The organism is Allomuricauda sp. ARW1Y1 (genome assembly GCF_013407935.1).
Classification (GTDB): domain Bacteria; phylum Bacteroidota; class Bacteroidia; order Flavobacteriales; family Flavobacteriaceae; genus Flagellimonas.
Window position 1 is genome coordinate 47,772 of sequence record NZ_JACBZU010000001.1, and the last position, 18,588, is coordinate 66,359.

Here is an 18,588-nt window from a genome sequence, read left to right on the forward strand (position 1 = left end):
CCGTCAATTCAAAAGCCCCATCCGTCAACTCAAAAGGGGCATCCGTCAATTGGTCGCTTTGGGCTAGCATCTTTTTTTAGACCTTCGGGATTCCATTGGAAATAGTTGAACATCATGTTGGACAAAACAACGGGCGCCCTGTGTCTTTACGAAGGTATCGAGATTGGCCCTCATATTGATTTTACCACAACGGCAGAACTGAACTTCGGCAACAAACCCGAGGTGATTGGCTTTGTGGATGCGGAAAATCAGCAAGTACATTTTAGAAATGTGAGAGTGGAACGCTCCTTTTTCACCTTCCGGATGCGGTTTAGTTACAACCGACTGTTGGTTTTGGAACTTTTGGTGAGTCCGCTTCCCATTCCAATTACAAGCGATTGGGAGGACTGGAGTTTTGAAGCGGAAATGCAACACTTAGAGCAGTGCAACGCTTGGTTACAGAAACAGGTCGGGAACGAACGTGAATTCGATTGGGGCTGCATTTGGTCGGGCTACGATAGTTTGGGCGGTTATAGCAGTATTAAAATCAAATATTATTAGCAGTGAAAAACGCATCCGTTGATCCAAACGGCGCATGGATCAACTCAGAAAGGGCATTCGTCAATTGGTGTAAAATTTCTGCCACAAAAATACTAACTTCACTTACCTGTGCCGAACTCGTTTCGGTATCGGTTAATATAAATCATTTAAACGATTCATATCATTGGGCATTGGCTAAAACCCAAACAAACATTCATCATAATTATGAAATTGACCATAAACCCAGCAATTTTTTTAGTCGCTTTAATATTTCAATCAACAGTTTTTTCCCAAGACAAATACAATCTGGACTTTGACGACTTTAACCCCAAAGAACAGAAAATGCCTACGGGTTGGTTCAAATGGGGTTATTTTGAAAATTTAAGCGGAGAATTAATAAGTGATGGAAACTATGCTGGAAAAGTAGTTTCTGACGGAAACGGAAAATTCGGGTGCATCACTTATAGAATACCAGCAAATTATGTTGGAGATACCATTAAACTATCTGGACGAATTAAGTATGAGAATGTCAAATACTATGTAGGACTTCTAATGCGAATAGATGGCTATTCGAAGAAAAGGTCACTAGCCTTTAAAAGTATGCAAAGTCTTAAAATTAGGGGAACAAATGACTGGAAGGAATATTCTATACAGGTACCTTATCCTAAAAATGCCAAGACCATATATGTGGGTGGTATTTTAGGTAAAAAAGGCATCGCTTGGTTCGATGATTTTAAAGTTACCATCGACGGAAAAGACATTCAGACTTTAAAGGAAACCGAAAGGTTGGCGTTAGATAAATACGATTCAGGCAAACTAAAATCGGCTTTGGCTAAATCTTCTAGTACATTGGACTTGCTCAACGAACAAACCATTCGCAATAGTTTAGACTCGTTGATAGAAAAAGTAGGCGACAAAAAAATTATTGCAATTGGAGAAAGCACCCACGGAACCTCTGAATTTTATCAAATCAGGGAAATCATAACAAAAAGGTTGGTAGAAGAAAAAGGGTTCAATCTTGTGGTTTTGGAAAGCCCATACGATGATATTGAAATCTTGAACAGAGATTTGAATACAAGACCATTGGACAAATTAATTCGAGAACATCTATTTTCAATTTATCAGACACAAGAAATGAAATCCTTTTTGCAATGGTACAAGGATAATAGGTCTGTTCATAACATTGAGTTCAAGGGTTGCGACGATTCATATTGGGCTTTCTACGAACTACTTAAAGACCGTGTTAGCCCAGTAAATGATGACAAACTGAATAAACTCTTGAAAAATCTAAAAACCAATATCTTAAAGAAGTCGACTGACAATTTGAAAAAAGAGTTTAAAATCAATAATTCGATTTACAGTACCATTTTATCAATTGAAAATCACTTGAAATCAAAAAACAGCCTGACCAAGCATATCGAGGAAATTCTATTCAACGGAAAAAATACGTATATCAACTATGTCAACATTAAAAACAAAAAACCTCTCCAAAGCAGAGATGAAATAATGGCCGATAGAATTTCATTCTTGGCTAAAGAATCAGATGAAAAGATTATTGTATGGGCGCACAACGCACATATTTCGAATGAAATCATTACAGATAACGAGATAGGAATAATGGGGCGTGATTTAAAAAAGGAATTTGGTGAAGATTATTATACCATTGGACTTACAACACTAAATGGCGACTATTCATACATAGACGAAAAATTCATTAACGGCGACCATAACTATACCGAAAAACTGAAAACAGCGCCTTTTCAACCTATAGAGGGCTTGTTTTGGGAAAATGCCCTGTCAGAAAATGGCAATTCGTTTGTTGCTGATATGTCCGATCTGACGAATGAACTCGACACGGATAAGATTATTGGTCCGACAAAATTTATCGGTTACTCAAAGGAAAGCGAGGAGGATATTTACTTTCTTCCTCTAATTAAAGATTTTGATTGTCTCATATTTATAAAACAAACAAATGCAACAACACCAATTTTTGAATAAAAAAGGGCAGTTGTCAATAAAGAACTGAGTCAGAAAACAAGTCACTTTAGGCCAATTTCGATATGTTATCCTCTTAATAGCCAAACACGAAAAGTGCAAGAATGCCCTTTACCTAAAAACCAATTATTTAATATTCTTCAAATTAATCACCTCCTGTTCGGTCAGGTAACGCCAATGGCCGCGAGGTAAGTCCTTTTTGGTGAGTCCAGCAAAGACCACCCGGTCCAATTTGGTCACGGTATAGCCCAAGTGTTCAAAAATGCGTCGCACAATACGGTTGCGCCCACTGTGGATCTCCACGCCCACTTCGCGTTTTGGTGCACCTTGGATGTAGCTCACACTATCCACGGTGATAAGGCCATCCTCTAACTCCAATCCCGCTTCAATTTTGTGCAAATCGCCCAAATTCAGGTTGTTATCCAGATGCACATGATAAATCTTGCGTACGTTGTGCTTGGGGTGCGTCAATTTTTTGGTAAGGTCACCATCGTTGGTAAAGAGCAACAGACCCGTGGTATTTCGGTCCAAACGGCCTACGGGCAACAAACGGTTGTTCGAGGCACTCGAAATGAGTTCCATTACCGTACGGCGGCCCTTTTCATCACTGGTCGTGGTGATAAAGTTCTTGGGCTTGTTCAGCAATATGTACTCTTTCTTTTCCAGACTAAGGCGTTTGCCATCAAAGCGCACATCGTCCGATCGCTTCACCTTATAGCCCATTTCGGTCACCGGTTTGCCATTTACCGTAACGTTACCTGCCGCAATATAGGTGTCCGCTTCCCTTCGGGAACAGATACCCGCGTTGGCAATGTACCGGTTCAATCGAATCTCGTCGGGATTGGATTTTTTCTTTGGTGTACTTGGACGTTGTTTGGGCGTAAAAGGTTTCCCCTGTGGTCTTTTGTTGTCCCCGCCCTTGTAGTTTTTCGAGGGCCTTTTGCCCCTGTTGCTGTCTGATTTCGCCATCAGTCGTAATTTTTGGCAAAGGTAATCTTTTTACATGCCCAAAGTTGGATTATGGTTACAATTCTGAAACCTTTCGTACCAACTTGAAATCTTGTTACAAAATTCGGTTCAGCACCACATCCACATCAATCAATAGAATACTGAAAACGCCTACCACAATAATCAACTTGATGATGTTGTGCAGCCACACATAATGCTTTTTGCCATTGGCTTTCCACAGCAAGGCTAAAAATAAAATCAACAGCACTACACAGGCCGAAAAATAGAAGTACATATAGCCCACATCGAAGGTATTGATCAAAAGCAATGAAGGCACCAAGGTCAGTACAATCAAAAAGGAGATAATGGCTTTGGAAACCTTGGGTCCGTAGATAATGGGAATGGTCCTGTAGTTCTGGGCCAAGTCGCCCGCCATATTTTCGAGGTCCTTGATCATTTCCCGGGCCAAAATCAGTAAAAACAAGAAAAGGGCATGCACAAAAATCACCGTTTGAAAGTTCTGATAGTACACGAACACCACAAAAAACGGGGCAATCGCCAAAGTGGAAGACACCAAATTACCGATCAGCGGTATCCGCTTGAGCTTGTGCGAATAAATCCAAATACCAAAAATATAGGCAGAAAAAAACAGTACCGCCTTGAACGAAATGTAACTGGCCGCAAAAACGGCCATAAAGTTGAGCACAAAATAGGTGGATAGCTTAAAACGCTGGCTCACCAAACGGTCCAACATACTTTTGGTGGGCTTGTTGATCAAATCCTTTTCCGCATCATAAAAATTATTGATGATGTACCCACTGGCTATGGTGAGTGCCGAAGCGGTGACAATCAGGAACAGATTTAGGTCAAAGACGACATCCCGCAACGGAATATCGGGCGCCAGAATATAAATGGAGGCCAAGTATTGCGCCAAGGTAATGACCAAGATGTTGTAGCCTCGGACCACGGAAAACAGACTCAACAGCTTAAAAAGCAGGAGTTTGTTTTTTCTACTAAGCATGGTTTTGCTATTAGAAGTTGTACACTACTTCCAAAGTATGGCCTTCAAGGGCTTTTTTGGCCTTTTCCAGATCTTGGGTAAAGCCCAAAATATAACCACCACCGCCAGAACCACAGAGTTTGAGGTAATAATCATTGGTTTCGATACCCTTTTGCCAAAGTTGATGGAACTTGGCGGGAATCATGGGTTTGAAGTTGTCGAACACCACGTGTGACAATTGCTTTAGGTTTCCGAACAGCGATTTAATGTTGCCGTTCAAGAAGTCCTCCACGCAGGCATCGGTATGTTTGATGAACTGATTTTTGATCATATTACGGAAACCTTCCTGCTTCATGTTTTCCATAAAGAGTTGCACCATGGGTGCGGTTTCGCCAGTCATACCGCTATCCAACAAGAACACTGCACCTTTTCCCTCGGTGTTTTGCGAAGGGATACTGGTGGATTCGATGTTGTCCTTGGAATTAATAAGGATAGGCAGGCTCAAATAACTGTTCAACGGGTCCAATCCTGATGATTTACCGTGGAAGAAAGATTCCATCTTCCCAAAAATTTTCTTCAACTGAAGTAATTTTTCACGGGTCAAATTTTCCAAGACGGTGATTTTGTCCGTAGCATAGCGGTCGTAAATGGCAGCCACTAAAGCACCACTACTACCAATGCCATAGCCTTGCGGAATGGAACTGTCAAAGTACATCCCTTCGGCTACATCTTTCTCCAAGGCTTCAATATCGAACGATACCAAACCTTCCTCCTTCATCTCCAACACCTTTAGGTATTCTGCGTAAGCCTTCAAGCTCTTGTTCGATTCTTGGGCCATTTGGGAATTGTTCTTGTCCCATTTTAAGGCACCCTTGAAGAAATTGTAGGGTATGGATAGCCCTTTGGAGTCTTTGATAATGCCGTACTCCCCGAACAATAATATCTTGGAATAAAATAGTGGACCTTTCATATACTACAACTAAGATACAAACATTTTTTGTTTAATGTTTAATAAATATCGATAAACAAATCGATTTTATCCATAAAACCATGTTCCCGTTGGTCTAAAACCTTGGCAAATAACGTAAAAAAACGCCTTAGCTGTTCATTTTTAACCCTTTATTTTAATCGCTCCCGCTCCCACTTGATCGTGGATGTATTGTCCGTTTTCACAATGTTGGGCCAAATTGTCTTTGATAAACGCTTGTACCTTGGCCTTTTCGGATGAAGGGTAGAGCAAATGTACATTGGCCCCAGCATCAAGTGTGAAGCATACCGGGGTTTTTGTCTCTTCGCGGTAGTGCCAGATTTTCTGGATGATTTCCAACGTATCCGGTTTCATCAACATAAAGTAGGGCATACTTGTCATCATCATGGCATGCAAGGTGAGTGCCTCGCTTTCCACCAGTTTGATAAAATCGTCCACATCCCCATTTTTCAAAATAGGTTGTAGTTGGTCCAGATGATCAAATGCCTGTTGAAATCGGTTTGTGGCGTAAGGGTGACCGTGCATCAATTGATGCCCCACGGTGCTGCTCACCTGTTTTTGTCCTTTGTGCACCAACAAAATGGTATCACAATACCCTTTAAAATCGGGATGTACCTCAAAAGGATATTCCAGCCCGTACAAATCCGAACTGTTGGGTATGTTGGCATGTTGTCCCCATTGCACCAAATGACCTTTTATGCTGCGACAAGCACTCCCTGAGCCCAGACGGGCCAAATAGGACGCTTTTTGATAAAACACAGCCTCATCCAAATCTGGATTTAATTGTTTTTCCACATCCATCAAGCAGAGCGATAGGGCGGCCATACCACTGGCAGAAGAGGCTATACCACTACTGTGCGGAAAGGAATTGGAGGTTTCTATGGTAAAATGATATTCATTTACAAATGGAACATACTTCTCAATTCGCTCTAAAAATGTTTGGATTTTGGGTTTAAAATCTTCTTTTGGCTTGCCCTCAAAAAAGAGGTCAAAGGAAATGGCATCCTCCTTTTCCTTTTTTGTAAACGAGAGCGAGGTAGTGGTAGCGCAGTTGTCCAACGTGAAACTTATGGAAGGATTGGCCGGCAATTGCACCGGTTTTTTGCCCCAATATTTCACCAGGGCGATATTACTGGGAGCTTTCCAGGTTACTTTGTCCTTTTCCGGGAATTGTTGGTACGGATGGGGCAAAAAGTCTTGTTCCGTCATGGGAAATGCTTGTTAGATGTACAATATTGTCACAAACTTACTGTAAATCGGATTGAAATAAATTCTTATTTTAGTCGAAGTTGCTCCAATCATGAAAAAAAGAGTCCTTTACATCACTGTAAGCGTTCTGGTTTGCCTAGCCATAGGATTCCTTTCGAGTATTGCCACCCAAAGCTCGGTAAACGATTGGTACCTTACGCTGGACAAGCCTTCCTTTACCCCACCCAATTATCTGTTTGCCCCGGTTTGGACCGCATTGTACATTATGATGGGGGTAGCTGCTGGTATTGTTTGGTCCAAGGGGTATCACCATATCTGGGTAAAAACGGCATTGTACCATTTTGTGTTTCAGCTTTTGTTGAATGCCCTGTGGAGTATTGTATTCTTCGGGCTTAAAAATCCGCTCGGGGGCATGATCGTGATTCTCGCCCTGCTCACCATGATCATTCTTACCATTAAATGGTTCAGGGTGATCAGCAAACCAGCGGCCTACCTGCTCGTCCCCTACGTCCTGTGGGTGGCTTTTGCCTCTGCATTGAACTATAAAATCTGGGAACTGAATTAACTAGCGGAGAGCTCCAACAGCTTTCGTAAGGTACGGTCATTTCTTGTGGTGGCCTGCACCTGCAATTTTCGTTCGATTAAATTATTGTTGAGTTTGGCCTTGCCGTATCCCTTTTTACATTGCAGATAAACACAGCTATCGGTGATATGGAAATCCTCGTGCTCAAAATTGAGTTGATGGAATTTCTTTATGAATTCCTCCTTCGGGCGTTGTTGAAGCAACACATAGTACAATTTGTTGCTCTCAGTCGAATCCAAAAAAGGATTGTCCTCCAGAACTTGCTGGATTTCAGCCCTCTGAACCACTAACGTAGGCACCTCAAAACCAAAATGCTTCACAATTGTTGAATTGATAAGCTCTTGAAGTGTCTTTGTTTGTGACACTTCGCTATCAAAAACAAGGTTCCCGCTTTGGATGTAGGTTGTTACGTTTTGAAGCCCCGCATCCTCCAAAACAGCCCTCAGTTCGGCCATTTTTATCTTTTTTTGACCGCTTACGTTGATACCCCTGAGCAATGCTATGAATGTGTCCGCCATGTTAAACCGATGTGATAGCCAAATTTATTTTAGTAAATTGAAACGCACTTAAATTAACAAAATGAATCAATATATCCTGGCTTTGGACCAAGGCACCACCAGTTCCCGTGCCGTAGTCTTCGATAAAAAGGGAACCATCATCTCCGTAGCACAAAAAGAATTCACACAACTATTCCCCAAACCTGGGTGGGTGGAACACGACCCCGATGAAATTTGGTCCACCCAAGCCGGAATGGCGGCCGAAGCCGTGAGCAAAAAGGGCATCAAAGCCTCCCAACTGGCTGCCATTGGCATTACCAATCAGCGGGAAACTGTGGTAGTGTGGGACAGAAATACCGGTGAGCCGGTCTACAATGCCATTGTTTGGCAGGACAAGCGCACCGCAGATTATTGCGATGAGCTAAAAAAAGCTGGAAAATCAAAACTCATCCGTGAAAAAACGGGACTCGTAATCGATTCCTATTTTTCGGGCACCAAGGTCAAATGGATTTTGGACAATGTCTCTGGAGCCAGGGAAAAAGCTGAAGCAGGGGATTTGGTTTTGGGTACCATCGATACTTGGCTCATTTGGAAAATGACGGATGGCGAACTACATATCACCGATGTAACCAATGCTTGTCGTTCCATGCTCTTCAACATCAATACGATGGACTGGGACGATGAATTGTTGGAACTGTTGACGATTCCCAAAAGCATGCTTCCCGAAGTAAAACAGTCCAGCGAGGTGTACGGGCATACCAGTGGCAGCCTTTTCGCTACCAAAATACCGATTGCAGGGATTGCCGGTGACCAACAGGCTGCACTTTTTGGGCAAATGTGTACCCAGCAGGGCATGGTCAAAAACACATATGGCACGGGATGTTTTATGTTGATGAACATCGGGGACCAACCGATTGTCTCCGAAAACAATCTTTTGACCACGGTCGCATGGAAAATCAATGGGAAAACCACCTACGCGCTTGAAGGTAGCATATTTATCGCCGGAGCCGTTGTGCAGTGGTTGCGGGATAGTTTGAACATCATCAAAACCTCTTCCGAAGTCGAGAAATTGGCAAGTTCCGTGGAAAGTTCGGATGGCGTCATTTTTGTTCCCGCCTTTGCTGGTTTGGGAGCTCCCCATTGGAACCAAAAGGCACAAGGAACCATTTTTGGGCTCACTCGCGGTAGTACCGATGCCCATATTGCCAGGGCGGCATTGGAATCCATCGCCTACCAGACCATGGATATCCTAAAGGCCATGGAGGCGGATTCGGGCATTTCGATACAGGAACTCCGCGTGGATGGTGGGGCCACCGTAAACGATATGTTGATGCAGTTTCAGGCCGATGTATTGAATACGGTTACGGTTCGTCCCAAAATTGTGGAGACTACGGTAATGGGGGCCGCTTATTTGGCCGGATTGGCCGTTGGGTATTGGGAAAGTCCAGAAGAAATCCAAAATATCTGGGAAACCGATGTACATTTCAACCCCACCAAAGAGCGAAAAGCCATTGATGAAGGCATCAAAGGGTGGTACAGGGCCATAAAAGCGCTCGAATATTGGACAGAAAATCCGTAATCTTGTCAAAACCAAACAAACACTAACATTCCTAGCATATGACTCCTTTTATTTCTGAGATCGTAGGTACTTTTTTATTGATGGTACTGGGATTGGGCGTAAATGCCAATGTTTCCCTACAAAAAACCTACGGTAATGGCTCCGGTTGGATCGTGATCACCACTGGATGGGCCTTTGCTGTGTACACTGGCGTTGTGGTCGCAGGACCATACAGCGGAGCGCACATTAACCCAGCGGTAAGTTTTGGACTTGCTGCAGCCGGTGAATTTCCTTGGAGCGAAGTACCCAGCTATATCCTGGCCCAATTTATCGGTGCCATGTTCGCTGCATTTTGCGTGTGGCTCGTAAACAAGGACCATTTTGATGCCACCGAGGATGGCGGTACCAAAAGAGGCGTATTTTGTACCGCTCCTGCCATTCCCAACACGGGCATCAATCTGTTTTCGGAAATCTTGGGCACCTTTGTGCTCGTTTTTTCCGTTCTCTATTTTACGGATGCGGTCATCTCCACCAACAATGAAATCATCGGACTCGGTTCCTTGGGAGCTTTGCCGGTATCCCTCATTGTATGGGGCATTGGATTGTCGTTGGGGGGCACCACTGGCTATGCCATCAACCCGGCACGTGATTTGGGTCCGCGCATTGTGCATGCGCTCTTGCCGTTAAAAAATAAAGGTTCCAATGGTTGGGGCTATGCATGGATTCCCGTAGCGGGACCTATTCTGGGAGGGGTGATAGCCGCTTGGGTAGCCATGCTCTTGCAATAATCTCATGAGGATATTCCTTGTGCAGCGATGTAGGCACCCGTCCATGCGTTCTGAAAGTTAAAACCGCCAGTTATGGCATCGACATTGATGATTTCTCCTGCAAAATAGAGGTTAGGATGTAGTTTGCTTTCAAAGGTTTTAAAGTTGATTTCTTTTAAATCGACTCCGCCTGCGGTCACGAACTCTTCTTTGAAGGTGCTTTTTCCTTCCACTTTGAACGATGATGCAGTCAATTGCTCTGCCAAGGTCTGAAGCTGCACCTTCGTAATGTCTCCCCAACGTTCCTCTGGTGAAATTTGGGCGGCAGCTACCAAACGTTGCCACAAGCGTTTGGGCAACTCGGTGAGGTTGGTTCGCATCACGGTCTTTTTGGCCTCTACGCCTTTTAATTCCTTTAAATACGCTTCCATGGATTCGGTGCTGTAATCGGGCAACCAGTTGACCCGAATTCTAAAAGCGTAGTTATACTCGTTCAAGATATTGGCTCCCCAAGCCGACAGTTTTAAAATGGCTGGCCCGCTCATCCCCCAGTGGGTTATCAATAGTGGACCATCGGCATACAATACGGCATCCTCCCTAGCCACGCTTTTGAGGTTGAGCGATTTTCTATCGGTATGGAACGTTTTTTTGGGCAAAACCTCAACTGTTGCGTAGGTACTCAATCCTTGTATACCTTTAATTCGTTCATCATTGATATTGAAGGTAAACAAAGAAGGCACGGGAGCCACGATATGATGCCCCAAGTCTTCCAGCAGCTTCCATATTTTAGGGTTGCTCCCCGTGGCCAATAGTAATTTTTTGGTAGAATACATTTTGTTCATCGTCGTGACCTGCCAACCCTCATCCAACTTTGCAATGGCTTTTACTGAACTATTTTTGAGGATGTGCACCCCCAAACGTTCCGCTTGGCCCACCAAACAATCAATGATGCTTTGGGAAGAATCGCTTTTTGGAAAAACTCGGCCATCTTCCTCGATCTTGAGCGGAACGCCACGTTCCTCGAAAAAGGACATAACATCCATGGGAGCATAGGTATGAAAGGGCCCTAGAAGCTCCTTTTCGCCCCTTGGATAGTTGGCCGTAAGTTCTTTCGGAGAAAATTCACCATGGGTTACGTTGCAGCGTCCGCCGCCTGACACTTTTACCTTGGATAGCACGGTCTTACCGCGTTCAAAAATGGCAATGTTCAGGTTCGGTGCCTGTTCCGCAATGTGAATTGCGGCATAAAATCCGGCTGCTCCGCCCCCTACTATGATTACATCGAACATCAGTTCACTCGTTCCGGGAAGTTGGTGATAATACCGTCCACCCCGAACTCCATCATTTTTTGGATGTCAGCAGGTTCGTTTACTGTCCAAGTATACACTTTGTATCCCGCTGCTTGCATTGCCGCTGTATTCTCTTGGGTCAATTGTTTAAAGTAGGGATTTATGGCCACGGCGTTCAGTTCCTTGGCGACTTGCATCGCCTCCATAGGATCATCTTCGGTCAAAACCGCGATTTGAATGTCTTTGTTCTTTTCCCTCATCGTACGGAGCTCATCCCATTTGAAGCTGGAAATCACAAAATTTTCCGGGCTCCAACCCTCTTTTTCGATATAATAGTTGACGATATGGTTCACCTTGTCGGCAGTGTCATCCCCTTTTAATTCGATATTCAGCACTACTTGGTTATTGATCAATCTCAAAACCTCCTGTAACATTGGAATCTTGTGTCCACCATCCAAAATGAGCTGTCGAAGATCGGCAATATTGTATTCCTCGATATTGCCCCCGGCATTGGCAAGTCTATCCACTCTTTCATCGTGAAAAACAACGACTTCCCCACTGCTTATTTTGAAGACGTCGATTTCGATCATATCCACGCCCAAATCCAAGGCTTTTTGTACCGATGCCAATGTATTCTCGGTCTCATGCCCCATGGCTCCTCGGTGACCTATCACCAATGGTTTTTTCTTCATTTCACAACTGGTTAAAAGCAACATAGCTCCGAGAGCTGCAATACAGGTTTTCTTCATTTTTGGTTCGTTTTGGTTGATAAAAATACAATTTGCTTCGGAAATTTGGTTGATACTGGGGCCCATGACATTGCCGTATGCATATCATTTGTTTGAATAGTATCAAGGCAACTGAAAAATAAAGGATTCCAAGGGTTCGAGCTGCACTTGAACCTGACCTTGACCATTCTTCACTTCCAATTGCGGTTGTGTTTGTTGATACAGCATTTCTGTTAAAGGATACGTTCCATCGGTCAACTTCCATTTCGCAATCACGTCTTCCGGCACCTTCAGGTCAAGGGAATAGCTTTTTTCTGCATCAAAATTGGACAGGACAATCAGCTTTTCATTTTCGGTCCATCGCACATAGGATAACACTCGGTGATCATAGCCTTCGGTGTGGTCCTTATTGTAAAAATGGATTTCTTGATACGCTCCCATCAAGGCTTCACTATTGATGGTGAAGTTTAAGAGTCGCTTATAAAAATCGCGTAAATCCTTTTCTTCTTCGGATAATTGGCCACCATCAAACTTTTTATCATTAACCCAACGTTGATGATGAGGCACTCCAATATAATCGAATATCGAAGTCCGTGATGGTTTTCCAAAACCTGCATCTTCCGCCCCGGGCTCTCCCACTTCCTGACCAAAATAGATCATGGTAGGAGATGTACTGATGGTAGCGGAAACCACCATGGCAGGTTTGCCCAATTGAGCATTTCCAGCAAACTCAGGACTTGCAATACGTTGCTCATCATGGTTTTCCAGAAAATGGAGCATGTGGTGCTCTATGTCTGCCATTCCTTTTTGGACCACGGGAATATGGTCGGTCCAACCGTAGCCTTTCATAATGTGTTTGATGCTATCGTACAGTTCTACCTTGTCGTAGAGATAATCCATTTTTCCCTTGTGGATATAATCTCGGTACAATTGGGGATTGTAGACTTCGGCCAAGAGAAAGGCATCAGGATTTTTCATTTTGATATTGGAATTGAGATAGCTCCAAAATTCCACGGGTACCATCTCGGCCATATCAAACCGGAACCCGTCTACACCAAAGTCCAACCAATATTGGGTGATGTCCTTAAACTTGTACCACGAATCGGGCAGGGCCTTATCCTTCCAAAATTCGTAATGTTCCTTATAATCTTTTTGACGGTATTCTTCGGGCAGTTCCTCAAAGTCTTTGGTTCCGTCCGGACGTACGCCATAATTGATTTTTACAGTTTCGTACCAATCATTAAAATGGGGCCGGGCCAAGCGCGAGCCATTTCCGGTCCATTTGGCAGGAACCTCTTCAAATTTGGCATCGGCCAACCGATGTGCATTACCGCCCAATGGCAGGTACCCATCTTGCCATTCGGGCACTTGGAAAGCTTCGCCGGGGATATAGTAAAAATTGTTGTTTTTATCGTAGGCTTTGGAGGTATCGTCCGAAGCCCCAAAATCTTCCACACCTTCGGGATTGGTCAACCCTTCGTAGTTTCTGGCTACATGGTTGGGCACAATATCGATAATCACTTTCATCCCCGCATTGTGCGTACGCTGAACCAGCGCCTTGAACTCTTCCAGTCTTTTTGAAGGATCAATAGCCAAATCGGGATTCACATTATAATAATCTTTTACCGCATAAGGGGATCCTGCCCTTCCCTTGACAACATCAGGATCATCATTGGAAATGCCGTATGCAGTATAATCACGGATAACAGCATGGTGAGGCACACCGGTATACCAGATATGGGTAATCCCCAAATCCTTTATTTCGGTCAGGGCTTCGGTGGTAAAGTCGGCAAACTTGCCCACACCGTTTTCTTCAATGGTTCCCCAAGGTTTGTTATTCGTATTGGTATTGCCGAACAATCGGGTAAATACTTGGTAGACTACTTCTTTCTTCTTCATGGTCGGGACTGTCGGTTTTTGACTGGGTTCTTCTTTGCACGCAGATAGGATGGTCAGGATAGTCAGAAAAATAAGGGTCTGTTTTGCATTCATACCATCTGAAGCTAGGTTATGCGACTTAATGTGCAATGGAATCACGGATTACCAATGTGGGTTCCAATATTTTGGTCTGATAGGTCTCTTCCTCCGCTTCGCTTTCTACCTTATCGATCAACATTTGGGCAGAAACCTCTCCCATTTTTTCACCATGCTGCGCCACCACGGTGAGGCTGGGGTTGGCATATTTGGACAAAACGCCATCGGTAAACCCGATAAAGGCGATATCCTCGGGAATACGCAATCCTTTTTGCTGCACCAATCGCATACTGTACACGGCAAATATTTCATTTACACAGAGCACGGCATCCGGGTTTTTGGTATTTAAAAAGTTTTTGATGGCCTGTTCATCCATTTCCATGGAGGGCATTTTTAAGATCATGGATTCATCCGCCTCCAATTCACTGTCCTGCAAGGCCTTCCAATAGCCTTTGGTCCTTGCCTTGCTTACGCTCAAGTAGTCGTCGGTAGTAATCAGGGCGATACGTTTTTTGCCTTGGGATATAAATTTGTTGGTGGCTTGGTAAGCCCCTAGCTCATCGTCGATAATCACCTTATCACATTCCACTTCATGAGTGATCCTATCAAACAATACCACAGGAATACCTTGCTCGGTGACTTCCTTTAAGTGGTTGTAATCCCCTTTTTCCTGTGTTTGGGAAGAGAGCGACATGATAAAGCCATCGATACTGCCATTGGCCAACATTTCCATATTGATGACCTCCTTATCAAAAGATTCTTCGGACAAACAAACAATCACGTTGTAGCCCCGTGCATTGGCGTATTTTTCGATTCCACGAATAACTGTGGTAAAGAAATGATGTACAATATCGGGGATAACCACACCAATGTTTTTGGTACGCTTGTTTTTAAGACTTATGGCTATGTTATTGGGCTTGTAATTGTAGAGTTTGGCAAAGGCCTGTACCTTTTCCTTGGTATCCCTGCTGATTTCCTCACTGTTCTTCAATGCTTTGGATACCGTGGAAATGGACACCTCGAGTTCTCTGGCTATATCTTTAAGGGTAATCTTTGCTTTCAATGACCTAATTATTTAAACGGAGCTTGACAATCCGCGCGTGAAAATTACTCATTTATGCTTCAAGAGCGTACAGAAATGGTACTTTTTTAACACAATGGACACAATTCAATAAGGACCCCAATTCCATTTAAAATCCTTACCAAAGGATAAAATTGTTATATTAGGGCCAATATTGCTATATTCACAATCCCCACTGCTTTAATTGGGAATGCAGCAAACAGGTTGATTTAAATTTGTCGATTTAACACATTATAAAGTTATGAACACGAAACCGTTTTCGTTGTCTTTTACGATATGCTTAAATTTACATTAACCTTTTTTTTATATATGTTTAACACTTGAATTAAAATTAACTAAACTTAAATCTAATTATTTATGAAGATTACGCTACTACGAAGCTTTTTGATGCTCGGGGCATTTTTATGCTTTGGGTTGGTGAAGGCTCAAACAGTATCAGGTACCGTTTCTGATGCAAACGGACCGTTGCCAGGGGCAAGCGTATTGGTAAAAGGGACTACCAATGGTACGCAGACCGATTTTGACGGTAATTACACCCTTAACGATGTGGGAGAGGATGCTACGATAGTGTTTAGCTACATTGGTTTCCAAACCCAAGAGATTGCCGTAAATGGTCAATCTACCATTAATGTGACCTTGACCGAAGATGCGCAAGCTTTGGACGAAGTGGTAATCATTGGTTACGGCCAAACCACGGTCAAGGATGCGACCGGTGCGGTTGCTGCGGTAACTTCCGAAGAATTCAACGGAGGTGTGATCGCATCCCCAGAACAGTTGATTCAAGGTAAAACCGCGGGTGTACAGATTACACAGGCCAGTGGTGAACCTGGTGCCGGGGTTAATCTTAGGATTAGGGGTTCCAACTCCATTCGTTCCAACAATAATCCGCTTTTCGTAGTGGACGGTATTCCACTTTCAGGGGAGTCAACAACTCCTTCCGGTGGTGACGTAATCAACGGTAGCAACGCTACAAGAAACCCATTGAACTTTATCAACCCGAACGATATCGAGAGCATGTCCATTTTGAAGGATGCTTCCGCTACGGCCATTTTACGGTTCCCGTGGTGCAAACGGTGTTGTAATCATTACCACTAAAAGTGGTAGAGCTGGTTCAGGCGGCGTTTGGGAATTCAACTCCAACTTGAGTATTTCCACACCTGCCAATGAGTATGACTTGTTCAATAGAGATGAGTTCTTGTCTGCCACTGCTACTGAAAGAAGTCAGGAAATTGCCGACGCTGCTGATTTCGGTTTCGATACAGATTGGCAAGATATCATCACAAGAACTGTTGCTTCACAAAACCAAAACCTTTCTTATTCCAGAAACTATGGTAGCGGTAACGTAAGAGCTACTTTCTCTTACAGTAAGCAATTTGGTGTGATTGAAAAATCTGCGCAAGAGCGTATCACAGGAAGAATCAATGCAAGCCAAAGATTCTTGGACGATAAGTTGCGTTTGACCCTTCAAGCTTCGCTTTCCCGTGTGAACGATGATGCTCCACCTATTAGTGGTGGTTCTGGAGCTAGTGGTAACTTGATTGGTGCTGCCTACTCGGCTAACCCAACTTGGCCTTCAAGTCCAGATTTCTTTTTGGAAGGTAACCAGTTGAACCCAGCCAACTACTTGGCTAGCTGGCAATCTGTAACCAACACCAACCGTGCATTGATCAACGTTTCTGCAGAATATGATATTCTGGACGAGTTGACTGCCAAGGTAAGTGTAGGTTACGATGATTCGGATGCAGATGCGATTACTTCCATTTCCGCAAGAGCCAACAACTTTAACCGTGTTACTGGAAATGGTCAAACCGCCTTCAACAACTTGAACGCTACCAGCCAACTGTTGGAAGCTACCCTTAACTACAAAAAGGATTTCGATAATTCTTCTTTGGATGTTATCGTAGGTTATTCTTTCCAGGATTTCCGCAGAAGAGGATTCAACTCTCAAGGATGGCGAGCCCCTACCCAAGACTTGAATGCTATGGGTGAGCTTTTGGTCGACGATGTGAACAGCATCCGTAACAGCATCACTGGACCATACCAGCAAGCTGGGTTTGCTCCTAACGGTACTTTCGTAAACAGTATCAATCCTTTTGAGGATACAGCAACCTTGGATATTACTTCCGGTAACTACACCTCTGTTTGGATTGACACTTTCGATAATACAGACGAATTGCAATCTTATTTTGCAAGGGCGAATTATAGCTTGATGGACAAATTCTTATTTACGGCTACCATAAGAGCTGATGGTTCTTCAAGATTTGGTGGAAACAATCAATATGGTTACTTCCCATCCGGTGCTTTTGCCTGGAAATTGAACGAGGAAGACTTTATCGGTGACGCTTTCTCCACCTTGAAATTGAGATTGGGTGCTGGTATCACCGGTAACCAAGAAGGTTTGGGTTATGCCAACTTCTTAAGAAGGGTACGTTTTGGAGGACCTGGTATCACTGACAGTGGTGACATCATTAGGCCAGGTGCACAGACCGTAGCTGTACAAAACCCAGATTTGAAATGGGAGTCTACTTTGGATCTGAACGTTGGTTTGGATTTCGGTATAAACATGGATAGATTCAGCGGATCTGTTGACTTGTACCGTAAAGAAACAAGAGACCTATTGTTCAGACAAGGTGCTGCAGCCCCTGCTGCCGACCCATTCGTGTTCAAAAACCTTGAAAATGGTACAGTAATCAACCAAGGTGTTGAAGTCGCGTTGAACTATGACTTCGTTCAAACACAGGATGTAACATTCTCCACTTCCTTCAACGTAGCTTACAACAAGAACACCGTGGAAGGTTTGAATGGTATTACTGCTAACTTCGGTGCATTGAATGGACCTGGTCTTACAGATGCATTCGCTCAGCGTTTGGGAGAAGGTAGATCTTTGTTCTCCTTCTACATGGCCGAGTATTCTGAAGACAGCAGTGGAAATCCAAACTTCAACCCTGATCAAAAAGATTTCGTGGGCGAAGATGGTCTTCCTGATGTAAACGCTGGTCTATCCCTAAACCTTAGGGTTAAAAACTGGGATGCTTCAGCTTTCTTCACAGGTCAGTTTGGATTCTCAGTATATAACAACACTGCCAACGCCTTCTTGAACAGACCAACGTTTGAAACTACAAGAAACGTTGACCCAAGAGGCTTGGAAGTTAATGTAAGCCAAGAAGTATCTACCCTGTATTTGGAAAAAGGTGATTTTGTGAGATTGCAGAACGCCAACATCGGATACAATGTACCATTGAGCGGAGAAGGAGCCTTGAAAAGCCTAAGATTGTCACTAACCGGACAAAACTTGTTTTTGATTACCGATTATAGCGGATTGGATCCAGAAGTATCCTCCAACACAGGAGACTTCGGTACTGGTATCCCCAGTGCAAGTATAGATTACACTGCGTTCCCACGACCAAGAACAGTAACTTTGGGAATCAACGCTAAATTTTAAAAAAAAAAGA

General features: G+C 43.6%; 16 protein-coding genes. 7 read left to right on the plus strand and 9 right to left on the minus strand.

Translation table 11 applies throughout. The annotated features are described in order from the left end of the window. The first annotated feature begins 114 nt into the window (after nucleotides 1-114). Together GGE08_RS00230 and GGE08_RS00235 are read left to right on the plus strand one after the other, a co-directional pair. On the plus strand, nucleotides 115-540 hold the full coding sequence (locus tag GGE08_RS00230) for a hypothetical protein (protein ID WP_179382914.1): 426 nt from the start codon (nucleotides 115-117) through the stop codon (nucleotides 538-540). A 204-nt stretch (nucleotides 541-744) separates the two neighbouring features. After that, nucleotides 745-2,517 carry an erythromycin esterase family protein gene (locus GGE08_RS00235; protein WP_179382915.1) on the plus strand — a complete coding sequence of 591 codons (1,773 nt, stop codon included), beginning with the start codon at nucleotides 745-747 and terminating at the stop codon, nucleotides 2,515-2,517. 123 nt (nucleotides 2,518-2,640) lie between these two features. On the opposite strand, the gene GGE08_RS00240 is transcribed toward GGE08_RS00235, so the two are convergent. From GGE08_RS00240 to mvaD, 4 genes are all read right to left on the minus strand, one after another. After that, nucleotides 2,641-3,483, minus strand: coding sequence for a pseudouridine synthase (locus GGE08_RS00240; RefSeq protein WP_179382916.1), 843 nt, complete (start codon nucleotides 3,481-3,483; stop codon nucleotides 2,641-2,643). 94 nt (nucleotides 3,484-3,577) lie between these two features. Beyond that, complete coding sequence (locus GGE08_RS00245; RefSeq protein WP_179382917.1) at nucleotides 3,578-4,483, minus strand: geranylgeranylglycerol-phosphate geranylgeranyltransferase; 906 nt, start codon at nucleotides 4,481-4,483, stop codon at nucleotides 3,578-3,580. Nucleotides 4,484-4,493: 10 nt separating this feature from the next. Beyond that, on the minus strand, nucleotides 4,494-5,432 hold the full coding sequence (locus GGE08_RS00250) for a mevalonate kinase (protein ID WP_179382918.1): 939 nt from the start codon (nucleotides 5,430-5,432) through the stop codon (nucleotides 4,494-4,496). A gap of 141 nt (nucleotides 5,433-5,573) precedes the next feature. Further along, entirely contained in the window at nucleotides 5,574-6,659 is a 1,086-nt protein-coding gene (mvaD, locus tag GGE08_RS00255) for a diphosphomevalonate decarboxylase (RefSeq protein ID WP_179382919.1), read from the minus strand. 91 nt (nucleotides 6,660-6,750) lie between these two features. Between mvaD and GGE08_RS00260 the strand changes: the two genes are divergently transcribed. After that, nucleotides 6,751-7,224, plus strand: a complete 474-nt coding sequence (locus tag GGE08_RS00260; protein WP_179382920.1) for a TspO/MBR family protein — start codon at nucleotides 6,751-6,753, stop codon at nucleotides 7,222-7,224. Here GGE08_RS00260 and GGE08_RS00265 read toward each other — a convergent pair. Continuing rightward, the gene (locus GGE08_RS00265; protein ID WP_179382921.1) at nucleotides 7,221-7,760 is read right to left on the minus strand and encodes a DUF1697 domain-containing protein; all 540 of its coding nucleotides are present in this window, start codon (nucleotides 7,758-7,760) and stop codon (nucleotides 7,221-7,223) included. The genes GGE08_RS00260 and GGE08_RS00265 overlap by 4 nt on opposite strands. A 61-nt stretch (nucleotides 7,761-7,821) precedes the next feature. Here GGE08_RS00265 and glpK point away from each other — a divergent pair, with 61 nt between their 5' ends. Together glpK and GGE08_RS00275 are read left to right on the plus strand one after the other, a co-directional pair. Then, the gene (gene glpK / locus GGE08_RS00270) at nucleotides 7,822-9,318 is read left to right on the plus strand and encodes a glycerol kinase GlpK (protein WP_179382922.1); all 1,497 of its coding nucleotides are present in this window, start codon (nucleotides 7,822-7,824) and stop codon (nucleotides 9,316-9,318) included. A gap of 38 nt (nucleotides 9,319-9,356) precedes the next feature. Then, nucleotides 9,357-10,085, plus strand: a complete 729-nt coding sequence (locus tag GGE08_RS00275) for an MIP/aquaporin family protein (protein ID WP_179382923.1) — start codon at nucleotides 9,357-9,359, stop codon at nucleotides 10,083-10,085. A gap of 2 nt (nucleotides 10,086-10,087) precedes the next feature. Here GGE08_RS00275 and GGE08_RS00280 read toward each other — a convergent pair whose 3' ends face one another. The 4 genes from GGE08_RS00280 to GGE08_RS00295 form a co-directional block, all read right to left on the minus strand. Then, a complete protein-coding gene (locus GGE08_RS00280) occupies nucleotides 10,088-11,353 on the minus strand; it encodes an NAD(P)/FAD-dependent oxidoreductase (protein WP_179382924.1) in 1,266 nt (421 codons plus the stop codon). After that, nucleotides 11,353-12,102, minus strand: coding sequence for a glycerophosphodiester phosphodiesterase (locus GGE08_RS00285; protein ID WP_257023918.1), 750 nt, complete (start codon nucleotides 12,100-12,102; stop codon nucleotides 11,353-11,355). The genes GGE08_RS00280 and GGE08_RS00285 overlap by 1 nt, the downstream gene beginning before the upstream one ends. A 102-nt stretch (nucleotides 12,103-12,204) precedes the next feature. Then, the gene (locus GGE08_RS00290) at nucleotides 12,205-14,073 is read right to left on the minus strand and encodes an alpha-amylase family glycosyl hydrolase (protein WP_179382925.1); all 1,869 of its coding nucleotides are present in this window, start codon (nucleotides 14,071-14,073) and stop codon (nucleotides 12,205-12,207) included. A 25-nt stretch (nucleotides 14,074-14,098) separates the two neighbouring features. Further along, complete coding sequence (locus GGE08_RS00295; RefSeq protein WP_179382926.1) at nucleotides 14,099-15,118, minus strand: LacI family DNA-binding transcriptional regulator; 1,020 nt, start codon at nucleotides 15,116-15,118, stop codon at nucleotides 14,099-14,101. Between the two features lie 375 nt (nucleotides 15,119-15,493). On the opposite strand from GGE08_RS00295, the gene GGE08_RS16155 reads away from it, so the two are divergent. Beyond that, nucleotides 15,494-16,231, plus strand: a complete 738-nt coding sequence (locus GGE08_RS16155) for a carboxypeptidase-like regulatory domain-containing protein (protein ID WP_306456964.1) — start codon at nucleotides 15,494-15,496, stop codon at nucleotides 16,229-16,231. Continuing rightward, nucleotides 16,167-18,578, plus strand: coding sequence for a SusC/RagA family TonB-linked outer membrane protein (locus GGE08_RS00300; protein WP_306456965.1), 2,412 nt, complete (start codon nucleotides 16,167-16,169; stop codon nucleotides 18,576-18,578). Before GGE08_RS16155 ends, GGE08_RS00300 begins: the two co-directional genes overlap by 65 nt. Nucleotides 18,579-18,588: the final 10 nt, after the last annotated feature.

What these genes read in the sequence shown, in the direction of transcription:
- GGE08_RS00230 (WP_179382914.1), top strand. Translation starts at nt 115, where the DNA reads ATGTTGGACAAAACAACGGGCGCCCTGTGTCTTTACGAAGGTATCGAG.
- GGE08_RS00235 (WP_179382915.1), top strand. Translation starts at nt 745, where the DNA reads ATGAAATTGACCATAAACCCAGCAATTTTTTTAGTCGCTTTAATATTT.
- GGE08_RS00240 (WP_179382916.1), bottom strand. Translation starts at nt 3,483, where the DNA reads ATGGCGAAATCAGACAGCAACAGGGGCAAAAGGCCCTCGAAAAACTAC.
- GGE08_RS00245 (WP_179382917.1), bottom strand. Translation starts at nt 4,483, where the DNA reads ATGCTTAGTAGAAAAAACAAACTCCTGCTTTTTAAGCTGTTGAGTCTG.
- GGE08_RS00250 (WP_179382918.1), bottom strand. Translation starts at nt 5,432, where the DNA reads ATGAAAGGTCCACTATTTTATTCCAAGATATTATTGTTCGGGGAGTAC.
- mvaD (WP_179382919.1), bottom strand. Translation starts at nt 6,659, where the DNA reads ATGACGGAACAAGACTTTTTGCCCCATCCGTACCAACAATTCCCGGAA.
- GGE08_RS00260 (WP_179382920.1), top strand. Translation starts at nt 6,751, where the DNA reads ATGAAAAAAAGAGTCCTTTACATCACTGTAAGCGTTCTGGTTTGCCTA.
- GGE08_RS00265 (WP_179382921.1), bottom strand. Translation starts at nt 7,760, where the DNA reads ATGGCGGACACATTCATAGCATTGCTCAGGGGTATCAACGTAAGCGGT.
- glpK (WP_179382922.1), top strand. Translation starts at nt 7,822, where the DNA reads ATGAATCAATATATCCTGGCTTTGGACCAAGGCACCACCAGTTCCCGT.
- GGE08_RS00275 (WP_179382923.1), top strand. Translation starts at nt 9,357, where the DNA reads ATGACTCCTTTTATTTCTGAGATCGTAGGTACTTTTTTATTGATGGTA.
- GGE08_RS00280 (WP_179382924.1), bottom strand. Translation starts at nt 11,353, where the DNA reads ATGTTCGATGTAATCATAGTAGGGGGCGGAGCAGCCGGATTTTATGCC.
- GGE08_RS00285 (WP_257023918.1), bottom strand. Translation starts at nt 12,102, where the DNA reads ATGAAGAAAACCTGTATTGCAGCTCTCGGAGCTATGTTGCTTTTAACC.
- GGE08_RS00290 (WP_179382925.1), bottom strand. Translation starts at nt 14,073, where the DNA reads ATGAATGCAAAACAGACCCTTATTTTTCTGACTATCCTGACCATCCTA.
- GGE08_RS16155 (WP_306456964.1), top strand. Translation starts at nt 15,494, where the DNA reads ATGAAGATTACGCTACTACGAAGCTTTTTGATGCTCGGGGCATTTTTA.
- GGE08_RS00300 (WP_306456965.1), top strand. Translation starts at nt 16,167, where the DNA reads ATGCTTCCGCTACGGCCATTTTACGGTTCCCGTGGTGCAAACGGTGTT.